This is a genomic window from Micromonospora sp. CA-248089 (genome assembly GCF_050948515.1).
Classification (GTDB): Bacteria; Actinomycetota; Actinomycetes; order Mycobacteriales; family Micromonosporaceae; genus Micromonospora.
The window spans coordinates 5,424,454-5,445,481 of the sequence record NZ_CP192016.1; the positions used below are offsets into that span (position 1 = coordinate 5,424,454).

Consider the following 21,028-nt stretch of genomic DNA (forward strand, 5'->3'; position numbering starts at 1 on the left):
GGAGACAGCGCGGTGCGTGGATTGACAGACAAGGTGGTGCTGGTGACGGGCGGCGGCTTCAGCCCCGACCAGGTGGGCTCCGGACTCGGCATGTCCATGTGCGTCGAACTGGCCGCCGAGGGCGCGAAGGTCGTCGTCTCCGACCTCTCCCTGGAGCGCGCCGAGGCGACAGTCACGCGCGTCAAGGAAGCCGGCGGCGACGCGGTGGCGGTGGCGGCCGACGTCACCGACGAGGACTCGGTGCGCGCCATGGTGAGCGCCGCCCTCGACGCGTACGGGCGCATCGACGTGCTGGTGAACAACGCCGGGGTGTTCGGCGCGTACGTGCCGCTGCTGGAGATCGAGAACAGCCAGTGGGACCGCGTCATGGAGGTCGACCTGAAGGGCGTCTTCCTCGCCACGAAGGCCACGCTGCCGCACATGCTGGAACGCGGCAAGGGCGTCGTGATCAACGTGTCGTCGGCGTCCGGCGTGGTCGCCAGCGAGGTCGGCGCGGAGTACACCACCGCCAAGCACGGCGTCATCGGGCTGACCAAGCAGATCGCCTACGACTACGGCCACCAGGGCATCCGCGCGGTCGGCATCGGCCCCGGCGTGATCAAGACTGCCGCCTTCGAGGGTGCGGAGATCACCAGCGACTTCCCGTTCTACGACCTGACCATGCAGGCGCCCGCCGGCCGGTACGGCGAGCCGCACGAGATCGCCCGCGCGGTCTGCTTCCTCGCCAGCGACGACGCGTCCTTCATCCACGGCCACACCATCCCGGTCGACGGTGGTTCGCCGATCAGGTGAGACGTAGGGCTCAGCCCAGGTCACGGAGCCGGGTGGCGTCTCGTCGGAACGCCACCCGGCTCTGCGGAAGAGCAGCGCGTAGCGCGTCAGCTCCCCTGGCTCACAACCAGGCGCCGCCGCCTGGCTTATCGGATGAAGACGGTCTTCGCCAGAGCCGTCTCGGCCAGGCTCAGCACCTCATCATCCTGGACAGGCTCGCGCAGGCCAGCAATTCCACGGCGTAGGAACCGCCCAAGCTCCCGGCTGCGACCCACAGATTGCTGAGGCGTGAGCCACCTACTCCATTCAACCACTTGATCCATTCGCGAATCCACAATTGCGGGCCGGGCCGCAGGGGCAGTCGAAATCAGCTTGACAGCAGCGGCCAGACGGTTCAACGGCAAGTCGTGCCCGGACAGGATCAGATCCAACTCGTCGGCCACTTCCAGCTCGTCATCGGAGCCTACCGTCACCGGAAAGAGGGGGTGGCTCGCCACACTTGGCAAATCTCTCTCGCTACCCTCCTCCCCGACCAGAATGTCCACGCGGGACGCGAACCCAGGATCGTCGACCGAAATCCGGACGGGAACATCCCCCGATCTTCCGGTGTCAAAGGAATGCACGCTGATCTTTTCCAGATCGAAGACGAACAGATGTTGACTGGCGAGCTCCAGCCTCGCCGCGACAACGTTCTCACCGACCCGAGGGCCAGCGCCGCTCCACAGACGGACTCTCACCAGGCCGGCCTGCCCGCGGGTTGCCAGCAGGACATGGGAGGAGGAAACGGCAGCCGCGCCTCGGAGGGGTAGATCAGCATCGGGTTCCAGCCGGTTTCCGATAACGAGGACCCCATGATTGGCGTAGACGTCCACGAGACCGATCTGCACATTTCCTCCTCCCATGACTACTGGCCTGGTCCTCATCGTCGTCGTGACGGCAACCCTGACGGCAACATGGTCAAACGACGGCAGGCACCCAGCGCCCTTCGGGCACGGAACGTGGTCACGGACCGAAGCGAAATAGCCGGGCAAGCACCTTACAGGAATACCCGTCCGAGCCGCGCGTTAATCTTTCTTGTTACTCAGGAGAATCGGCTTTTGCTTCCTCTGCCAAAAAGTCTACTTACATGGTCATCGCTCGACCGGCAGCCTTTCGCGGGCGCAAAACATCAACCGGGGCCAGGTTGGATATCGCTGCCGGAATTCCACCTCCCCCAGCATCCCACCCTTCGAAGAAGAGGTGATCTTCGAGATATGCGCCAAACGGTCCCGTGCGCCCCACACGCGTCACTTCTGCGTTCAATTCCTTGAGTAGCTGCCCAATGGGATATACCGTTTTCATCTTCCCCATGTCACCACTCCAGCAGCCAACCCAGCCACTTCTGACCGTCGGGTTGTCCGGCAACCAAACATATCCACAGCCGGGTGTCGGCAGCGGCTTCACCAGCCAAAAAAGTATGGCAATTAACCGCTGCTCGCCACTGATCAGATACTTGAATGACATCATCGCGGAGGCGAAATCACAAACTCGATCAAGGTATCTGGCGACAAGTCTCCCGCTCTCACCCTTCTCGCAATCTCGGCCGTTCGGTGGTGGCCGCCGGCGTCTCTGTGCTCCACCACGAGCCGCGGTGACCCTAGAGGCGGACTCGTGTGGCTCCGCTAAGGGCGCTACGTGCCGGGACCGCCTCGTGGGCTGCACGAGGCGGCCCCGGGCAGGGCTCAGCCTGGTTAATCCCCTAAGAACCAGAGGTAAAGGTGGGACCCGTTCTCGACCTGGCGGCAGAGTTGTTCGATCTCGTCTGCCAAATCCTCGCCCAGCGCTTCCCGGACTGCTGTTACCGATACCTCTCTCCGGAGTCGCGCAGCCTGCCGAAGATTGAACATGGTATCCGCGAACGGCAGTAAGCCCCCGAGCATCGGATAGCTGTTCTCGTCTAGCTTCTCCGCGACGGACCAATCGATCCCACGTGATCCGCGTCTTAAGATCCGGAACTTCTCATCGCGTATCTGCAGATTAATCAAGGATGACTCCCTCAGTTCGGGTAGACGGACTCAACCTCGCCATTATTCACCCACACCTTGACGCCATGTAGCGGATTGTTATTCATGTCGTAGCCGACTGGATGAACACTTCTGATCTGCAGTGTGTGACTATGCCCTGATCCGGTTCCGATGTTCGTTCGGTCGATTGGCTTTCGCATCGCGAGCTTAGCCCAGTTGCGAATGTGCTCCGGCTTGACCCAGTCATCGAACTTGGATTTATCCGGCCATTCAGTCACGGACGTGATGTCGAAGGGATCATGCCGCTCAATGATGTGTTCCTTCATCACCTTGTCTGAGATCTTGCCGTCGCCGCAGTTGTGGACGAGGACGGGCGTCGTGCCGGCCAGCACATAGTACGTATGGATGTCCTCGACGGTGAGGTTGTAGACGGCGGTGACCTGCGTCCAGTGCCGCGTCCGTACCACAGTCAGGGTTCCCCCGTCGGGCGTCGCCACCTGGTCACCGGCCACGAGTTGCCCGGCGTCGATCCACCGGCCCTCGTCGTCCACCCAGAACGGGTGGCCGTCGGTGGCCACGATGTCGGCCGTCGCGTCCCCGGCGTCGCCGTCGGTGTCGACGGTGACGTCGACCAGGTCGCGGTGGCCCTGACCCTGGATCAGGCGACTCACCGGCTTGCCCTCGGTCTCACCGGTCTCCGGGTCGGTCGCCAGCACCTCGTCGTCGAGGTCGACGTCCTCGATCGCCTTCGTGGTGCCGTCCGCGAGCAGCACCAGCGTGCCGGCCACGAAGCTGTTGGAGAAACAGTCCCGCGCGGCGGTGGACGCCCCACCACCCTGTGAGGCCCGGCTGCCCGGCGAGGCCCCGCTGGCCTTGCCGGCGCGTGCCGCGCCGGCACCCCGGCCGGCACCCTTGCCGGCGAACATGTCCAACGCGGCCACGGTGAGGTTGCCGGCGCACTCCGGGCCCGACTTGTCCTCACCACAGCCGACCGACTGCTTGACCGAGTCGCAGGCGGCCTTGTCGTTGTTGTAACCGCAGTCGCCGGCCTTGTCGAACTGGTCCGCCGCGGCCTTCGCCTTGCCACGAACGCTGTCGCAGGCGGCGTCGCTGTCACCGGAGGCGCAGTCGTCCACCTCGGCGTAGGTGTCCAGCGTTCCCTTGACCGTGTCCTTGATGCCGCTGGCGACGGTCCCGACGTACTCCTTGGCGGCGTCCAGCGTCTTGTCGATCCAGCTGTGGCCGTCCAGCTCCACGTTCGAGATCGGGTTGCCGCCGGCGAAGGCGTACCGGTTGCCGGTGTACGGGTCGACCGCCAACGCCAGGTCGTTCAGCGCCCCGTTGTAGGAGTCGCGGGACAGGAACTGGTTGATACCCGGGTCGTAGTCGCGGAAGCCCATGTCGTACTTGCCGGTGGACTGGTCGAACCGCTTGGCCTGGAAACGGTACGAGTTGTAGGGCACCCGATCCGGGTTGTCGGGGTTGTCGGCGTCCGGCTTGTCCACGCCGGTGAACTGACCGGAGTCGTTCTTGCCGTAGGCGGTGTAGCCGTACGTCGCCCGGCCGTCGCCCTTGTCGTCGGTGATCTGCTCGACGTCCGAGCCGCCGTCGTAGCCGACGTACGAGTCCTCCTGGCTGTTGTCGGTGTTGGTCTTGACCTGCGACAACAGGCTGCCGCCGGGGCCGCGCTGGTAGGACTTGACGACCTTCGTGCCCTCCAACTCGGCGGAGATGTCCGAGCTGAGGCCCAGGTAGGCGTACGTGGTGGTCTTGCCGCCGTACGTCCGCTCGACCTGCCGGTCCAGCGGGTCGTACTTGTACGTGGTCGTCTTGTTGCCCGGGTTCTTGACGTTGGTGACCACGTGGTCGAACCCGTCGTAGGTGTAGCTCTCCAGCGTGATCTCGGCGGCGGTCACCGTCTTGAGCCGGCCGTACGGGTCGTAGGCGTAGGTCGCGCTCACCCCGCTCGTGGTCGCGGAGAGCAGCCGGTTCTTGGTGTAGTTGTACGAGGTGGTGAGGCCGCCGACGGTCTGCGTGGCGACGTTGCTGTTCGCGTCGTGCACATAGCTCTCGGTCGTCGCGCCGGCCCCGGTCTTGGTGACCGAGCGGACCCGGTCCTGCGGGTCGTACGTCCAGGTGGTCGTCGTGTCCAGGTAGGCCGTGCGGTTGTCCGCGTTCTGCTTGCGCGAGACGTCCTTGGACTTCTGCCCGTTCGCCGCGTACTCGTAGGTGTGCTGGTTGACCAGCGTCCCGGCGGACTTCTTCTCGGCCTGGCTCTGGACCGCGCCGTTGAGGAAGTAGGCGTAGGTGACGACGTTGCCGTTGCCCTTGGTCTCGGTGTCGGTCTGCCCCCGCTTGGTGTAGGTGTACCGGGTGTACTTGGGCTTCGGGTCGGTCGGCGAGGTCATGTTCTTGATCTCGGTCGCCAGGTCCCGCTGCGGCTCGTAGGTGTACTCGGAGATCTGCGTGTCGTGCGTCCGGCGCTTGAGCAGCCCGTTGGGCTCGTAGCTGAACGTGGTCGTGTTCTTGACCGTGCCGGACTTCTTCTCCTCGACGCTGGCGACCTGGTTACGCGGGTCGTAGGAGATCACGTACGTGTCGACCGTGGCGCCGGTGCTGGCGTCCGACATCTTCGTCAGGTTGGCATTGACGTCGTACTCGTAGCTGAAGTCCTTGCGCGCCGTGCCGGAGCCGGCACCGTTGTCGGCCTGGGTCTTCTTCTTGCCGTCCGGGTGGTACGTCCACAGCATCTCGCGCGGGTTGCCGCTGGCGCCGGTGACCGTACGGGAGGTCTGCGCGCCGTTGAGGTCGTACTTGTAGGCGGTCTTGATGTTCCAGCCGACGTCCTCGGAGGTCCGCACCCAGCCGGTGTCGTAGAACGTCTGGACGGTGTCGTTGCGGGTGCTCTCCCCCTGCGACGGCGGGGCCGAGATCCGCTCCGGGTTGCCCACCTTGTCGTAGGTGTAGATCGTGGTGGCCGGGGTGGTGAACCGCTCGTCGTCGCGGTCGTACGGCTGCTGGACCTCACGGACCCGGTTGAGCTTGTCGTACAGGGTGACTGTGGTGAAGTCGTCCGGGTCGTCGGCCTCGGCGGTGTCCACGCCGCGCGGGCTGACCTGGGTGGTCCGGTTGCCCACTTCGTCGTAGCCGTAGCGGGTGGTGCGGTAGGTGATGGTGCCGTTGGCCGAGGAGTAGGGCACCTTCTGCTCGATCAGCGCGGACCGCTCGTCGTAGCTGAGGAGCGTCTTGTTGCCGTCCTGGTCGGTTGAGGACTTCGTGTTGCCGTCCCGGTCGTACGAGACGGCAGTGGTGTTGCCCTTCGCGTCCACGGTCTCGATGACCCGGTGGTTCGCGTCGTAGTTGTACTTGGCGGTGTAGTCGGTGGAGTCGGCCGTCGCCATCTTCCGCTGGTCGGCCACGTTGATCATGTTGCCGACCCGGTCGTAGTCGATGTGCACCCGGCCGTTGGCGGCGTCGGTGACGTCGGTCAGCTGGTTCAGCTCGTCGTAGACGTAGACGGTCGCGAAGTCGTTCGGGTCCGTCGGAGTGAGCATGCCGCGTGGCTCGGTGATCTTCGTGACGTTGCCGACGGGGTCGTAGTCGTACTTGGTCGTCGGCGCGTCGGACGTGCTGGTGTCCTTGGCGGTGGTGACGGTGCTCGTCCGGTCGAGCAGGTCGTAGGTGGCGGTGGTCACCGCACCGGTGGCGGAGGTCTGCTGGGTGACGTTGTCGTTCTTGTCGTAGACCGGTGCCGGGGTGGTGGCGTAGACACCCGCCGCGCTGTCCACCGGGATCTTCCTGGTGGTGGGCCGGCCGAGGATGTCGTAGCCGTACGTCGACGTGTGCTGCTTCGCGTCCGTCATGGTGGTGACGGAGCCGATCGCCGAATAGGTGTAGGTGGTGTCGTTCAGCAACGCGTCGGTGATCGTCCGGGGGAACCCGTTGGCGTCGAAGCTCGCGTACTTGGTGACACCGTCGTTCGCGTCGGTGGCGGTGAGCATCCGCCCGGCCGCGTCGTACGTGTACGAGGTGGTGAAGTCGCCCTCGGTGCTGGTCGCCGTGCCCTTCGGGTCGGTCACCGAGGTGACGTTGCCGACCGCGTCGTAGCCGAACTTCCAGTGCCGGCCCTCGGCCGAGTACTTGTCGGTGAGTTCGGCGGTGTGACCGCCGAGCCCGAACCGGTAGTCCATCCGGATGCCGGGGGTGTTGTTCTTGACCGCCTCCGCGTCCCGGACCTCCAGCGGCAGGCCGGTCGCCTGGTCGTAACGCCAGGTCGAGACCGCGTTCTTGGCGTCCTCGAGGCGGACCACGTTGTTGTCCGCGTCCCAGCCGAGCAGCGTGACCTCGGCCTTGGCGTTCGAGATCCGGGTGCTGCGGCCGTAGCCGTCGATCGTCGTCTCGGTCGCCCGACCCTTCGGGTCGGTCACCGTGGTGACCACGCCCGTGCTCGCGCCGCCGTCCGGGTCCTGGTACTCGAACAGGGTCGACCGGTTGAGCCGGTCCGTCATCGTGTTGACCTTGCCCTGCTGGAACGCGTCCCCGGGATCGTTGTAGGCGATCTTCGTGTTCGAGTTCCGCGGGTCGGTGACCTTGATCAGCCGCGCGTTCTGCGCCCCCTGCGACTCGTCGTAGGCGTACCCGAAGGTCTTGGCCTCCGCCGTGCCGGCGCCGTCGGTGACCTCCCGGAGCAGGCCGGTGTCGCTGTAGACGAAGGAGAGCGTCCGGCCGCTCACGTCGGTGACCGACTTGAGCTGACCGATGATCCGGAGGTTCTGGAGGTTGGTCAGCGACTGCCGGGTGCCGGCGACGAAGGCCGTGTACGCGTCGCCCGGCTCGTAGTAGTCGAGCGTCAGCGTCTGCCGGTTGTCCGGATCGGTGAGGTGCCGCAGCACCGCCGCGTTGCGGTTGCCGACCTGCTTGCGCTCGTACGCGAAGCGCAACTGGTTGCCGTTGCGGTCCCGCACGGCCATCTGGTAGCCCTGCTCGTCGAAGACGAACTGGCTGCGGTCCGGCCGCGTCATCGTCCACGCCTCGGCGGGGTCGCCGCTGCCGGTGCGTTGCAGGTACAGGTGCACACCGGACGGCTTGACGTACCGCCAGTCGGCCGGGTTGCCGCTGCCGTTCTTGTTCAGCTCGAACAGGTGGGTGGTGCCGTCGCCGTCGGTCATCGCGACCTGTTGCGGCCAGGTGGCGTCCCCGCCCCGGAACTCCAGCGGCGAACCGAGCCGGACCGCGCTGGAGGTGGACAACGACCAGCCGAGGCCGGCCGACGAGGTGGAGGTGTCCTGGCTGTTGTACGTCATCCGGACGAACGTGGTGACGCCCCGGCTCGGGTTGTTGATCGGGTTGTAGCCGACCAGGGCGTTTCCGGAGAACTGGTTGACCAGCAGCGTCGAGCCGGCCCCCGTGCCACCGCCCGCGTACTGGTAGAACTTCTCCAGCCCGAGCTGGTCGGAGGTCGGGTCCTCCACGGCGACCGACTGGTCCAGCGGGTCGATCTGGGCGGTCTGCGACAGCCACTGGTTCGTGGTCTTGTTCCGCAGCTCCCACTTCAGCACGTACGGTTCCCGGCGGTCACCGTCGCTGCCGGACGTCGGTGCCTTCACCGTGCCGTTGACGGTGACCACGCCACCGGGCGCCTGCGCGGACGGCAGCGGGGTCTCGATCGGGTCCGCGCTCACCGCGCTGCCGTCCTGCCGGGTCCACCGGTACGACAGCACCCAGTCCGACGGCGACCACACCGACGACGTGGTGTTCGTGACGGTGACCGGCACCAGGTACTGGTCACCCGGGACCATCCGGCCCGGGGTGTTCGGCGCGTAGTAGGTCCGGTCGCTGGTCGGCGCGGTGAAGATGACCCGGAGCCGGGGGCGCAGCGACGGCTCGGCCGCCTCGGCGGAGAGGAACAGCACCCGCTGCTCCGCGCCGGCCTCGTCGGCCTGCCGGATCAGGACGCCCTTGTTGGTGGCGGCGTCGTCGATCCAGCGTTGCACCAGCGGTCCGGCCTCCCAGTTCGTCCACCCCGGATCCCCGTTCAGGGAGCCCACCGTGGACTGGACCGTCGACTCGGCGTCACCGCCCGGCGTGGTCCAGGCGGTGCCGGTCTGGGCGCTGTTCCACGTCGAGGTGGTCTCGCTGAAGCCGCGGGTCAGGCCGCGTAGCTGGAACTGCTGCTGGCCGACGCCCGTCCCTTCGCTGTACCAGCCCCAGAGCCCGACCTGGGCGTTGATCACCTTGGTCTTGGCGGGCAGGCCCGTGACGTTGGGGAACTTCAGCACGACGCGGCTGGTGCCGTAGATCGAGCCCTTGTTGCCGACCTGGAGTTCGCCGCCGGCGTCCAGCGTGTCCCAGTTGTTGTTGGGCTTGGCGCTGGTCAGCGTGTTGTCGTCGGCGCCGGTGAAGAACTTGATCACCTGGCCGGCCTTTGGCAGCCGCACCATCTGCGTCTGCGCCGGGAGGACCGTGCCGTCGCGCAGCCGGGCCGCGACCATGTAGAAGTAGGCGTCACCGAACTGGCCGGACGAGTTCGCCGGGGTCGGCGTCGCGTGCGTGTCGGCGTAGCTGGTGCGACCCGGCCGTACCGGCGCGACGAGCGTGGCCGCGCTCGGCATGAAGTTCTGCGTCCGGCTGGCGTGCACCTGGTATTCGAGCAGGTCGTCGTCCGGCGACGAGGACGGGTCGGCGTAGGTCGACCAGGACAGGTCGGCGCCGGTCGCGCGGACGGTGTTCACCGGGTTCAACGCGACCCCGGGGCGTCCCCAGGTGAGCACCAGCTTCGGGCCGTGGTCGTCCTCACCACCGTAGGAGAAGTCGCCGGACTCGTAGCGCGGGCCGCCGTTCTTGTTCGACTCGTCCTTGCCCTTGACCATGAAGCCGTGGTTGGTCGCGGGGTCCCCCAGCCAGCCCTGCACGATCGACCGGACGCTGTAGCTGTGCCAGGCGTTCGTCTGGTGTGCCGGCTTGGTCACCTCGGGGCGCTTGACGAAGCGCACCCCGTCGGCCACCACCGTCTTGCCGGCCACATCGCCGAGGACCACCTTGTGGGTGGTGCCGGCCTTGAAGGCGTACGAGCCGATCGACACCCACGTGCCGTTGCCGGAGCCGGTGGTCTGGTTGACCGTCTTCACCACCGACCCGCCGTCGTAGTGGACGGTGTAGGGCGCGTTCGTCGCCCGGTTGCTGCCCGGCACGTAGTGCACGAACACCTCGTACTGGCCGGTCTCGGTGAGCCGGGGCACCCAGGTGAACGTCTGCCCCGTGGTGGAGTCGGCGTTGTAGCGGTAGGCGCCGTTGAGCGCCTGGCTGCGGTCGGTGCCGGTGGCACCGGGCCACTCCCCGCTCGCGGTGACCTTGGTGGCGTCCGCCTCGTCGACCTGCTCGCGGTTCTCGCCGACCTCGGCGAACTTGCCGCCCATGCTGTCCCACGTCGCGGTGCTCTCGTTCCACGCCGCTGTCACCCGGCGCGCCTCGAACGCCATCGAGTAGTCGTCCGCGCCGCCGTGGGTCTGGTCGAAGTACATCTCGAGTTGCGCCGAGTCCAGCACCGTGTTCGCCGGGACCTTCGACAGGTCGAACTTCGTCAACGACCGGAAGGTGCCGCCGCTGGACGCACCGGCGGACAGCCGCCAGGTGCTGTCGAAGTTCTCCGTCGGGCCGCCGGAGGCGAGCATGACGTCCTGCGCCTGGCCGAGCGTCGGCTGGATCTTGATGGTGGGGTCGATGACCACCGGGTACTTCCGGTCCGGGCTGCGCAGCCAGGCACCGTCGGCGCTCACCGTCACCACGGTGCGGCCGCCCTGCTGCTCGATGCGCTGGGTGACCTGGTAGCTGACCCGCTTGCCGACTACCGAGCCCGGGTCGTCGGCACTGTCGTACATGTACGGCCGCGGCATCGTGAACAGCGGCGGGCCCTCGCGGTCGGTCGCGTAGAACGACACCGAGCCGTCGGCGTGCGCGACCGGCCGCACCTTCCGCGTGTCCAGCGTGAACGAGTACGTCGCCGGTCCGCTCGGCGGAGCCGCCAGCACGATCTGTTCCTTGACCGCCGAGCGGGTCACCTCGTAGACCAGGTCCGCTCCGCCGACCGCACCCCGGTAGCTGACCCGGGTGCCGCTGGCGGTCGGCCGCAGCTCACGCCGGTCCCCGGCGAGTCCGAGCGTCAGCCCGTACGCGCCGGTCGAGTAGGACAGCACCCGGTCGCTGCGGTCACCGAACCGGGAGACGAACGCGTTGCGGGTGGCGGCGTACGGGTATCCCGCGGTGGTGCCGGCCGCGATCGCAGGCCGGATGTCCTGCCAGCGGCCGTTCCCGTCCCGGTAGTGCACCGGTTCGCGGCTGACCTCCGCCTGCGTCCGGCCGTCGGCGAGCTGGAAGACCTTGCCGGTGGCAGTACGGCGGTCCGTGAGTTCGCGGACCCGCCGGGGCGCGGGTATCGGGGCGGCGGGTACCGGCCGGGCCACCGACGGAAGCACCTTGCCCGGGCCGGGCGGGGTCGCCGGCAGGTCCCGGCCCTTCACCGCGGGCGGGCGGAGCACCGTGCCGGGGCGCGGTTCCGGTTTCTCCTGGCCCGGCGGCCGGGCCTGTGCCGGGGCGCCGGAGACGACCAGGACGGCACCGATCACCGCCGCGAGCAGACGGCGGGCATGACGTTGACGCATGCGTGTCCTCCATGCGGAGCGCGCGAAAAGGGCGTGACGAGTCCCGGCACGTGACGTGCCGTTCGTACTGCCGCGAAGGAGAATCCGCGCACGCGCATGCGTGTGCCGACACCGCGACCAAGCTCTGTGAGCGAGTCGGTTCAGCGCCCCCCGTGGGTGCCGGAAGGAATCTAACAACCTTCGATGTCGCGGAGCAATAATTGTCGTCGATCAATTTTGACGCGACGAAGCCCTCTCACCACTTTCTGTGAGAGGGCTTCGTCGCGCGGGTCAGCCGAGCCGGGCGACCGCGTCGCGCAGGCGGACCAGGTCGCGCCGGCGCCGCTCGTAGGTGGCGGCCAGCCCGATCAGCAGCAGCCCACCCACGCCCAGGAAGGGCCAGCGGGGCAGCAGCTCCCAGCCCCGGGCCAGCTCGTGCAGCGCCAGCGGCACCAGCGTGGCCGCGCCCAGCACCACCGGCGCCTGCCAGCGCCGGGCAGCCCCGCCCAGCACCACCGCCACCGCCGCCGCGCCGAGCGCGAGCCGCCGCCACGGCTGCGGCTCACCGAGGGCCAGCACCGACACGAGGCTGGGCAGAAACGCCGCACCGAGTCCCGGGCCGAGCGTCAGCCAGCTGGTCAGCCCGGGCCGGCGCCGCAGCGCCAGCAGCCCGGCGCCCACGGCGAGCGCCGCCGCCGGCAGCGTGTACGCCTCCAGCACGACCACACCGCCCGCTGCCAGCAGCAGCCACCCGCCGACCAGCTCGCTGCCGGCGGCCACCACGGCCAGCACGCGACGCCCGCCCGGCGACTCGCCCCGGCGCGGCACCCTGAGCGCGACGGCCGCGCCCCAGAGCACGCAGACCGCCGCCGCGTGCCGCAACGAGCCGCCGGCGAGCAGGAGCGCGAGCAGCGCCACGGCCTGTGCCGCCGCCTCCATCGCCCACGCGACGGCCTGCCCCGCGCCGACGCCTCCGGCCCTCGGACCACGCGCAGCAGCGGCACCGCGTGCAGCGTCACCGCCGCGACGGCCAGGGCCGCGAACGCCCCGGTACGCAGCGGCTGGCCGGCCGTGAGCGACGCGACGACGGCGAACCCGGTGGCCGCCGCGACGGCGCCCAGCCACCCCACGATCCGGACCACCACCGGCCGCCCGGCCACCCCGGTCACGGCCCCGGCCAGCACCAGCACGCCGAGCGCGGTGAGCGTCCCGGCCCGGGTGGCGAGCAGGCCGCCGAACCCGGGAACGGCGAGCACCACTGCCAGCGGCACGAGCACCGCCCGGTACGCGCCGGTGAGCGCGGTGGCCAGCAGCGCGGCCAGCCCGATCCCGAACGCCGTCGCCGGCACCACCGGCCAGGGGGCGCCGGCCGCCTCGGCCAGCACCGGCAGCGCCACCGCGCCGAACGGCGACGCGGCGACCCACCACGCGACGCGGCGATCCGTCGCGGCGTACGCCCCGGCGGCGGCAGCACCCAGGAGCAGCAGCACCAGCCCGGCACGGGCGGTCGAGGCGGACGCCGCCGCGACGGCGGGCACTCCGGACCCGGGGCGCACCGGCAGGTCCGCGAGCACCAGCAGCACGGTCCGCGCCGTGGCCAGCAACGCCACCACGGCCAGCGCGGCGCCCACCGCGCGCGGGGCGGCCGCCGGCCGGGAGCCGCCCCCGGCGGCGAGCGCCAGCAGGACTCCCGCCGCCGCGTAGAGCGCCACCGGTTCCCCGCCCGGCGCGACGAGCGGCACGAGGCCGGTCCCGGCGAGCGCCACGGCGAGTCCAGTCGAGGCGTACCCGCTCAGGTCGGGCCACAGGCGACGGACGGCGAGGTGGACGACGACCGGCACCACGACGGCGGCGAGAGCGCCCCGCAGTTGCCACCACAGCGGCGCGCCGAGGCCGAGCAGCCCCACGGCCACCGCCGCCGGTACGGCGACCAGCGCCACCGCGAGCGCGACGCCGCCGACGACCGGCTGCACGCCCTGCCCGCGCCGGCCCAGCCCGGCCACCGTCACGCCGAGCAGCGCCGTCACGGCGAGCACCACCACCACCCCGACGGGCGCGGCGGCGCCGACCAGCAGCGCGTACCCGAGCAGGACCGCACCGGCCGACGCGGTGACCGGGACGACGACCCGTCCCCCACGCGGCCGGGCCACCGCCACCAGCAGCAGCGCGGTGGCCGTCGCGAGGTCCACGACGAGCACCAGCGGCCACGGCGTCGCCGTCACGGCCGGCACGGCGAGCGCGACCAGCCCGGCGGTGATCGCGCCGACCAGCGGCCGACCGGCCCGGGGCGTCAGCAGCGCGACAGCGCCGGCGGTCAGCAGCAGAGCGACCGGGAGCTGCCAGCCCCAGGACGGGGCCGGTACGTCCCGTCCGCCCTGCCAGGCCGGGAACGAGTCGATCGCGGTGGCCGCGCCGACCAGGCCGGTGAGCACGACACCGACCTGGCCCAGCGCGGCGGTCACCGCGAGCGCGCCCACCCGGGGACCGGTCCGGACCGGCGCGGGCAGCGCCCGGACCGCGCCGGCGAGCGCCGCCACCACGAGACCGGCGGCGAGCAGCAGCAGCCCCGGGCGCAGTTCACCGACCGGCCGGATCAGTGCGAGGGCGAGCACCGGCACCAGCAGCCCGGTGGTCGTCGCACGCCAGACCCGGCTGCCGGCCGCGAGCGCGCCGGCGACCACTGCCAGCGCCACCACCAGCAGCGGGCCACCGGCCAGCAGCGGCACGCCCGCCGCGTGGCCGACCGCCAGCGGCACCAGCGCGCAGCCGGCCGCCACGACCAGCGCCACGCCATGCCCGGTCCAGCCCAGCACCCGCCCGGCCGCCGAGGCGGTGGGGTTGCCGGAGGTACGACGGCGCAGCACGACCACCACGGCGAGATCACCGAGCGCCACGGCGGTCAGCACCAGCGCCCAGCCGGCGGCGGTGGGCCGGAACGCCGCAGCGGCCAGCGGCAGCACCGGCTGCGCCAGCAGCCACGCCGCGAACCAGGGAGCGGTGAGCCGGCTGACCAGCGCGTACCCGGCCGCCACCACAGCACTGACGGCCGCGACGAGCGCCGCGTACCGGCTGCCGGGCAGGCCGGTCACCCCGAACAGGTCCACCGACCAGGCGGCGTACCCGTCCAGGACCACCAGCAGCAACGCCACCGAGGCGAGTGTCTCGGCGGTGCCGCGCAGCCCGCGCGCCCGGGCGACGAGCGGCGCGGCCAGGGCCAGCGCGGTGACCGCGAGCAGGATCAGCGCCCGGCCGGTCACTCCGAACGTGGCCCAGGCGACAGTGGTGAACACCACGGCGGCGGTGCCGAGCAGCAGTCCACCGAGGACGAACAGCAGGCCCTGCACCGCCCGGGTGGAGGTTTCCGCGCCGCCGGGGCGTACCGGGGCGGCGGGCGCGCGCGGCGGCGCGGCCACCGGGAGCGGCGCGGGGCCGGCGGCCTGCGGCACGGGCACGGCGACCGGGCGCGGCGCGGGGATCTCCTGGCGGATCCGGGCGGCGAGCGCCGCCCGCCGCTGCCGGGCCGTGCCCAGCCGGCCGGACAGGTCCTGGTACGCGAGCCGGGCCGCCTCGACGCGCGGCACCAGCTCGGTGATCTCCCGGTCCAGCCGGACCACCTCGGCGGCGGGCGGATAGGGCGGACGGCCGCAGCCGCGACATCCGGCGACGAGGTCGGCCGGGGCGCCGCAACCGGGGCAGGGGTAGCCGGTGTTCTCCACCCGACCAGCTTCGTCAGCGACGGAGCGGACGGACAGAGTAGGAATACCTAGGGCCGGGTCTGCTCGTGCACCCAGGCGGTGTAGCCGGGGTTGCCGCTGTCCTCCCGGCTGACCAGGATCTCCGGCACCTCGTACGGGTGGTTGGCCCGGAGCTGGTCGACCAGGGCGTCCACGCGGTCCGGCGCGGTCTTGAACCGCACCTGCCACTCGACGGTGGTCTGGATCGCCGACTGCCACCAGTAGGTGCTGTCCACCGGGCCGCCGACCTGGGCGCAGGCCGCCAGCCGACCGGCGACTGCCGCGGCTGCCAGCACGTCCGCGACCCCGCGGGCGTCCACCACCGTCGTCACCACGCAGATCTGCTCCACCAGCGCACCCTACGCGGCGGACCTGGCACCGCGCTGAACACGCGCGGCGATTCCGCTCAGGCGTCGTCGGCCGCGCCGTTGCGGTTGGCGGCGATCCACGTGTCGATGCGGGCCCACCAGTCGAACAGCCAGTCGACGCGTTCCTGCTTGCCGGCCGGGATCTCCTCCGGCGGCACCGACCAGAACCGCATCACGATCCGCTTGTCCATCGGCAGTTCGCGCCACACGTCGGCGACGGTGAGCATCTGGTCCAGACCGGTGTGCGCCACGAAGATCACTCCGGCGTCCGGCGCGGCGTCCAGCGCGGCGAGCAGCCCGCCGGGCTGCGGGGCGAGCACGTGCCGCATCCGCTCGGCCCGCCGCGCCATCCGCTCCAGCCCGAGCCCGCGGAGCCGGTCGATCGCGCGCAGCCGCCGGGACGGGGTGAAGTTTCCCCCCTCCGGGAAGATCACGAAGGCGTCGTCGTCGTCCAGGCCGGTGGCCAGGTGGCCGATCTGCCGCACCACCGACTCCCGCCCGTCCGGCCCGGCCGCGATGAACCGGTTGGGCAGCCGGTTGAGCAGCACGTCGATCGCCGGATCCCACTGGAGGGTCTCCTTGAGCACGATCCGGGGTTCCCGGTTGAACCAGTTCACCAGCGCGTGGATCAGGATGAACGAGTCACCGGGCCCGGCGTGCCGGCACACCACCAGTTCGGGGCGGCCCGGCAGGGCGGTGTCCGGGTCGGTGCCGACCACGTCGATGCTCAGCCGCAGCGTCCACCGGGCCTGCCAGAACATGATCCGCAGGAACCAGCCGGCCAGCACGTAGTGGGCCCGCTGGAACGCCGGTGCGCGCTTGTACGCGCCGAAGCCCGAGGCCAGCCACAGCAGGAACAGCGCGAGCAGCGCGGCGGCGTCCCAGACCAGGTAGACGGTGCCGATCCAGAGCAGTCGCAGCGGGCGCAGCCGCCCCGGCACCAGCGGAGACGCGGCGAGCGCCAGCAGCGCCCAGGCCGGCAGCGTGGTCACCACGAAGAAGGCGAGCAGCACCACGCCAGGGGCGAGCACCAGCCGGCGGAGCCAGCGGGGTGGCAGCGGCATTCAGCGCTCCAGCGCGGTGTCCAGGTATCGGCGCGACGCAGTGTACGCGCGACTGATCCGCCGGCCCACCGCCGCCGTGTCCCGGTACGCCCACGGGCTGTCGTCGCGCGGCTCCAGCCCGCCGGTGGGCAGCACGTGCACCTCCACGTCCTCGGGCAGCGCCGCCATCTCCCGCGCGAACCGGTGCCGGCGGGCGATCTCGAACGCCACCTGGGCGATCTCCCAGGGGCGGCGTGGCGGGCTCAGCTCGCGTTCTATCCGGCCCACCTGGAGCACGAAGATCTGCTTCGCGCCGAGCGCCACCGCCTCGCCGACCGGGATCGAGTTGACCACCCCGCCGTCGATGTAGTGCTGGCCGTCGATCTGGGTCGGGGGCAGCAGCCCGGGTACCGAGGCGGAGGCGAGCACCGCCGGCACCAGTGGTCCGCTGTGGAACCAGTACTCGGCGGCGCGCTCGATGTTCGCGGCGCAGCAGCGGAACGGCACCGCCAGGTCGGCGAAGGTGGTCTCCTCGCCCAGCGTGCTCTCCAGCAGGCGGTACAGCGGGCGGGGCGAGTGCAGGTGGGTGCGGGCGGCGAATCGGCGCAACTGCCGGGCGACCGAGTCGCCGTACACCTCGCTGGCCTCGGGCGAGGCCCAGAGCCGGACCAGCCGGTCGGTGACCGCCTCGGTCGGGTCGGCGGCGACCAGGGCGCCGTTGACCGCGCCGATCGACGTACCGAGCACCAGATCGGGTGTGATCCGGGCGCGGAACAGCGCACGCAGCATGCCCACCTCGACCGCGCCGAGCACTCCCCCGCCGCCGAGCACGAACGCCACCGGACCTGCTGCCATGCGTTCATCCTGGCACGCGGCCCACAACCGGCCGGGCGGACGTCCCCGCCGCTCCCGGCGGTGACGGGGAGCCATCGTGGATGTGCGCCGCGCGATTGGCGCCGCGCGGACTGTTGACACGTAAGACACATTCACGGAACCTGATAGCGCTCCCGAGCACAGGCAGGTGCGAGCTGATGGCGACACTCCAGGCCGGCCGTCTGCTGGCCCGGCGGTACCGGCTCATCGACCGGATCGGTGCCGGTGGCATGTCGGTGATCTGGCGTGCCCGCGACGAGGTGCTCGACCGGGTGGTGGCGGTGAAGGTGCTCGCCCCCTCGCTCGCCGCCGACGCGCGGTTCCGCGACATGGTGCGCGAGGAGGCCCGCTCGGCCGCCCAGCTCGACCATCCGCACGTCACCGCCGTGCACGACTACGGCGAGACGGTGGCCCCGGACGGCTCGATCACCTCGTTCGTGGTGATGGAGCTGCTCAGCGGCGAGGAGCTGGAGCACCGGCTCACCCAGGGGCCGCTGCCCTGGCCGGTGGCGGTGGAGACGGGCGCGCAGGTGGCCGAGGCGCTGGCCGCGGCACACCGGCTCGGCATCGTGCACCGCGACGTCACACCGGCGAACGTCATGATGACCGGCACCGGCGCGAAGGTGCTCGACTTCGGCATCGCCACCCGGATCGGCACGCCGGACGACGACGAGGACGGCGGCACGTTCGGCACCCCGGCGTACGTGGCCCCGGAACGGCTCGACGGGGCGCCCGCCCAGCCGGCCACCGACGTGTACTCGCTGGGCGTGCTGCTGTTCGAGACGCTGACCGGGCAGCCGCCGTACCCGGCGGAGACCTGGGAGCAACTGAGCGCGGCGCTCGCGGACAGTCCGGAACCCACGCTGGACGACGTACCGGGGCTGCCCCGGCCGGTCGCGGAGATCTGCCTGCGGTGCCTGGCCCGCGACCCGCGTCGCCGGCCCACCGCGCACCGGGTGGCTGCCGTGCTGCGCGACCAGATGCTGCCGGCGGACCCGCAGGCCGCCACCATGCTGGCGCCGACCATGACGCTGCCCGCTCTGACCTCGCCGCCGGCCGGCCCGGAACCGGCCGCCGCAGCCGCGCCGCCGGGGCCGGTCCCGCCCCGGAGCCCGTCCCCGCCGCGCAGCCGGTTCCGGCAGCCGGGCCGGGCGGCGCCGCACCCTCACGGTGGCGGCCGTCGGCGTGGCAGTGGTCGCCGCCGCGGCGCTGCTGGCGCCCGCGCTGACGCCGGACCGGCCCGCCGACCCCCGAGTGCTGCCGACCGCCGGGCCGGTGCAACCGACGCCCGCCGAGCCGCCGGTGACCGAGACGCCGGCCACCACGTCGCCGGCCGCGCCGACGTCGGTGCCGCCGACCGGCGGCGCCCGCCCGCCGGGCGCCGGTCAGGCCGACGCCGCCGAACGGGTGGACGGGCTGATCGAGGACGGGCTGACGGAGGGCCAGATCCGCGAGGACGTCGGGGTGGACCTGCGCAACCTGCTGCGCAACGCGGTCGCCGCGAGCGGTGAGGGCGAGGTGACCGCCGCCGTGGACCGGCTCCGCGGCAAGATCGACGAGCGTCGCCGCGAGGGCAGCATCAGCCCCGGGTACGCGCGGCGACTCGACGCCGCCGCGGCGGAACTCGTGGCCGGGCAGACCTGACGGCTCACCCGGCGACGGCCGGCGCCACCGCCAGGGGTGCCCGTGCGGGCGCCCGCGCGGCGAGGAAGCCCCGGTAGACAGCCTCGTAGTCGGCGGCCATCCGCTCCACCGAGAAGTTCTCCCCCACGTGCGCCACGCAGTCCGCCGGGTCCAGGTCAGCCGCCGCCCGCAACGCCGCCGGCAGCTCGCCGGGGTGCTCGCAGACGAAACCGGTGACCCCGTCGCGGACCAGCTCCGGCACCGCGCCGCGGCCCAGCGCCACCACCGGTGTACCGGTCGCCATCGCCTCCACCATCACCATGCCGAACGGCTCCGCCCACTGGATCGGCATGATCAGGCAACGCGCGTCCAGCAGCAGCCGCAACGCCGTCGCCCGGTCCGCGTTCACCACGAGTGTCACGTCGTCGCCGAGCAGCGGCCGGACCACCTGTTCCAGGTAGCGGCGCTCGGCCGGTTCGTTGCTCTTGCCCGCGAGCGTGAGCGGCAACCCGGCCGCGCGGCAGGCCGCGATCGCCACGTCCGGGCCCTTGTCCGGGCTGAACCGGGCCAGCCAGAGCACCGGGCCCGCGCCGGGGCTGCGCTTGCGGGGGATGTCCCGCAGCGGCATCGCGTTGTGCACCGTGCCGGCCCAGGGCAGACCCGGGTTGGCCCGGCGCTGGGTGTGCGAGATCGCGACCAGCCCCACCCCCCGGTCGGTGTTGCCGAGCACCGTGCCGTACTCCCCGACCGGGTTGCCGTGCACGGTGGCCACGGTGGGCACCCGGCGGCGGCCGGCCACCAGCGGGCCGATCGTGGTGTGGTCGTGGATCAGGTCGAAGGCGGCCGGGTCGACCAGGCGGTCCACGTGAGCGAGATGCGCCAGTTCGGGCAGCGACTCGCCCATCCGCTCGTACTGGAGGTCGTCGCAGGTGGAGACGAAGTCGGCGGCGGTGCCGTGTTCGGTCCCGGCGCCGAACAGCGTGACGCGGTGTCCCCTGTCGACGAGCGCGTCGACGAGGCCCGCCACCACTGTCTCCAGCCCGCCGTAGCCGGGCGGCGGCACCGACAGCCACGGCGGCACCACCATGGCGATCCGCAGCGGCCCGGCCCGGGCGCGCTCCGGGGACTGCTGGTTCACGGCCACGAGTCCTCCCCGTCGGTCCCCGGCGTACCCCGCTGCGCGCGGGTTCCCGGCCCGGCCCTCGGTAAACGACACCCGGTCAGCCGGACACCACGATCCCGACGTGCACCTCCCGTACGCCGGGCAGCGCCCAGGCGGCCCGTTCCGCGTCCTCCCGCTGCCACCAGGCGCTCACCGCGCCGTCGAGCACCACCGTGTCCCCGTCGACCCGGGCGTCGATCCGATCGGTCCCGGTGCGCCGCAGCAGCAGGGCGCGCAGGTCGAGCCGCCTCTGCTCGTCGCTCGGCGGAGCCGGGGGCCGCACCTCGACCAGGTTCGTCACCCCGCGTACGCCCCGCAGCCGGCGCAGTTCCCGCTCGGCGGTACGGCGCTGGAAGCCGAACTCGACCTCGCCCCGGAGCATCACCCAGCCGTCGGCCACCGTCACGTCCAGCCGCTCGGCGGGCACGAAGCTGTCCCACTCCAGCGCCCGGCCTGCCGCGATCGCGATGTCCGCGTCGGTACGCAGGTCCGTGGCGGGCAGGTCGACGGCCAGGTCACTGGCGACCGCCCGGACGCCGCGTACCCGGTGGGCGCAGCGCTCGACGGCCCAGCGCCGGGCGTAGCTGTCCACCTGGCCGGTGAGCGTGACGACGCCCCGCGAGACCGTCACGCCGACCTCGGTGGCGCGGGTCTGCGCGTCCCAGTCCAGTTCGGCGAGGACGTCGCGCTGGATCTCCTGGTCGGTACGCACGGCGGACGTGGTCGTCATGCCCCGAGCCTGCCCACGGTGCGGGTGAGGCGCGCTCACCCGCACCGGGTGAGAAAACGAGGAGGGGCGGCGGGTGACGGAGCCA

The 21,028-nt window shown here is 71.2% G+C and carries 12 protein-coding genes; 3 read left to right on the forward strand and 9 right to left on the reverse strand.

What is annotated here, in order from left to right; all coding sequences use genetic code 11:
* Window positions 1–12: 12 nt before the first annotated feature.
* The gene (locus ACQP26_RS25375) at window positions 13–792 is read left to right on the forward strand and encodes an SDR family NAD(P)-dependent oxidoreductase (protein ID WP_013475298.1); all 780 of its coding nucleotides are present in this window, start codon (window positions 13–15) and stop codon (window positions 790–792) included.
* A 125-nt stretch (window positions 793–917) separates the two neighbouring features.
* Here the strand turns inward: ACQP26_RS25375 and ACQP26_RS25380 are convergent, their stop codons facing one another.
* The 7 genes from ACQP26_RS25380 to ACQP26_RS25410 all read right to left on the reverse strand — a co-directional run bounded on the left by ACQP26_RS25380 (window position 918) and on the right by ACQP26_RS25410 (window position 17,410).
* Complete coding sequence (locus ACQP26_RS25380; RefSeq protein ID WP_433494189.1) at window positions 918–1,658, reverse strand: hypothetical protein; 741 nt, start codon at window positions 1,656–1,658, stop codon at window positions 918–920.
* A 235-nt stretch (window positions 1,659–1,893) separates the two neighbouring features.
* A complete protein-coding gene (locus tag ACQP26_RS25385; protein WP_433494190.1) occupies window positions 1,894–2,277 on the reverse strand; it encodes a hypothetical protein in 384 nt (127 codons plus the stop codon).
* A gap of 529 nt (window positions 2,278–2,806) precedes the next feature.
* Complete coding sequence (locus ACQP26_RS25390; protein ID WP_433494191.1) at window positions 2,807–11,431, reverse strand: DNRLRE domain-containing protein; 8,625 nt, start codon at window positions 11,429–11,431, stop codon at window positions 2,807–2,809.
* A gap of 270 nt (window positions 11,432–11,701) precedes the next feature.
* On the reverse strand, window positions 11,702–12,349 hold the full coding sequence (locus ACQP26_RS25395) for an SCO7613 C-terminal domain-containing membrane protein (RefSeq protein ID WP_433494192.1): 648 nt from the start codon (window positions 12,347–12,349) through the stop codon (window positions 11,702–11,704).
* 2,824 nt (window positions 12,350–15,173) lie between these two features.
* A complete protein-coding gene (gene cutA / locus ACQP26_RS25400) occupies window positions 15,174–15,494 on the reverse strand; it encodes a divalent-cation tolerance protein CutA (protein ID WP_269704256.1) in 321 nt (106 codons plus the stop codon).
* Between the two features lie 56 nt (window positions 15,495–15,550).
* Complete coding sequence (locus ACQP26_RS25405) at window positions 15,551–16,576, reverse strand: 1-acyl-sn-glycerol-3-phosphate acyltransferase (RefSeq protein ID WP_433494193.1); 1,026 nt, start codon at window positions 16,574–16,576, stop codon at window positions 15,551–15,553.
* Window positions 16,577–17,410 carry a patatin-like phospholipase family protein gene (locus ACQP26_RS25410; RefSeq protein WP_433494194.1) on the reverse strand — a complete coding sequence of 278 codons (834 nt, stop codon included), beginning with the start codon at window positions 17,408–17,410 and terminating at the stop codon, window positions 16,577–16,579.
* Window positions 17,411–17,586: 176 nt separating this feature from the next.
* Between ACQP26_RS25410 and ACQP26_RS25415 the strand changes: the two genes are divergently transcribed.
* Together ACQP26_RS25415 and ACQP26_RS25420 are read left to right on the forward strand one after the other, a co-directional pair.
* Window positions 17,587–18,939 carry a serine/threonine-protein kinase gene (locus tag ACQP26_RS25415; protein WP_433494195.1) on the forward strand — a complete coding sequence of 451 codons (1,353 nt, stop codon included), beginning with the start codon at window positions 17,587–17,589 and terminating at the stop codon, window positions 18,937–18,939.
* Window positions 18,893–19,072 (forward strand): hypothetical protein, encoded by a 180-nt coding sequence (locus tag ACQP26_RS25420; protein ID WP_433494196.1) that lies wholly within the window; start codon window positions 18,893–18,895, stop codon window positions 19,070–19,072. The genes ACQP26_RS25415 and ACQP26_RS25420 overlap by 47 nt, the downstream gene beginning before the upstream one ends.
* Window positions 19,073–19,076: 4 nt before the next feature.
* Here ACQP26_RS25420 and ACQP26_RS25425 read toward each other — a convergent pair whose 3' ends face one another.
* Window positions 19,077–20,189 (reverse strand): glycosyltransferase family 4 protein, encoded by a 1,113-nt coding sequence (locus tag ACQP26_RS25425; RefSeq protein WP_433494197.1) that lies wholly within the window; start codon window positions 20,187–20,189, stop codon window positions 19,077–19,079.
* Between the two features lie 82 nt (window positions 20,190–20,271).
* Entirely contained in the window at window positions 20,272–20,943 is a 672-nt protein-coding gene (locus ACQP26_RS25430; RefSeq protein ID WP_281579847.1) for a BON domain-containing protein, read from the reverse strand.
* Between the last annotated feature and the right edge of the window lie 85 nt (window positions 20,944–21,028).

Excerpts from the sequence above, each read along its gene's own strand:
- ACQP26_RS25415 (WP_433494195.1), top strand. The coding sequence starts at position 17,587 with ATGGCGACACTCCAGGCCGGCCGTCTGCTGGCCCGGCGGTACCGGCTC.
- ACQP26_RS25395 (WP_433494192.1), bottom strand. The coding sequence starts at position 12,349 with ATGGAGGCGGCGGCACAGGCCGTGGCGCTGCTCGCGCTCCTGCTCGCC.
- ACQP26_RS25385 (WP_433494190.1), bottom strand. The coding sequence starts at position 2,277 with ATGATGTCATTCAAGTATCTGATCAGTGGCGAGCAGCGGTTAATTGCC.
- ACQP26_RS25405 (WP_433494193.1), bottom strand. The coding sequence starts at position 16,576 with ATGCCGCTGCCACCCCGCTGGCTCCGCCGGCTGGTGCTCGCCCCTGGC.
- ACQP26_RS25390 (WP_433494191.1), bottom strand. The coding sequence starts at position 11,431 with ATGCGTCAACGTCATGCCCGCCGTCTGCTCGCGGCGGTGATCGGTGCC.
- ACQP26_RS25430 (WP_281579847.1), bottom strand. The coding sequence starts at position 20,943 with ATGACGACCACGTCCGCCGTGCGTACCGACCAGGAGATCCAGCGCGAC.
- ACQP26_RS25410 (WP_433494194.1), bottom strand. The coding sequence starts at position 17,410 with ATGGCAGCAGGTCCGGTGGCGTTCGTGCTCGGCGGCGGGGGAGTGCTC.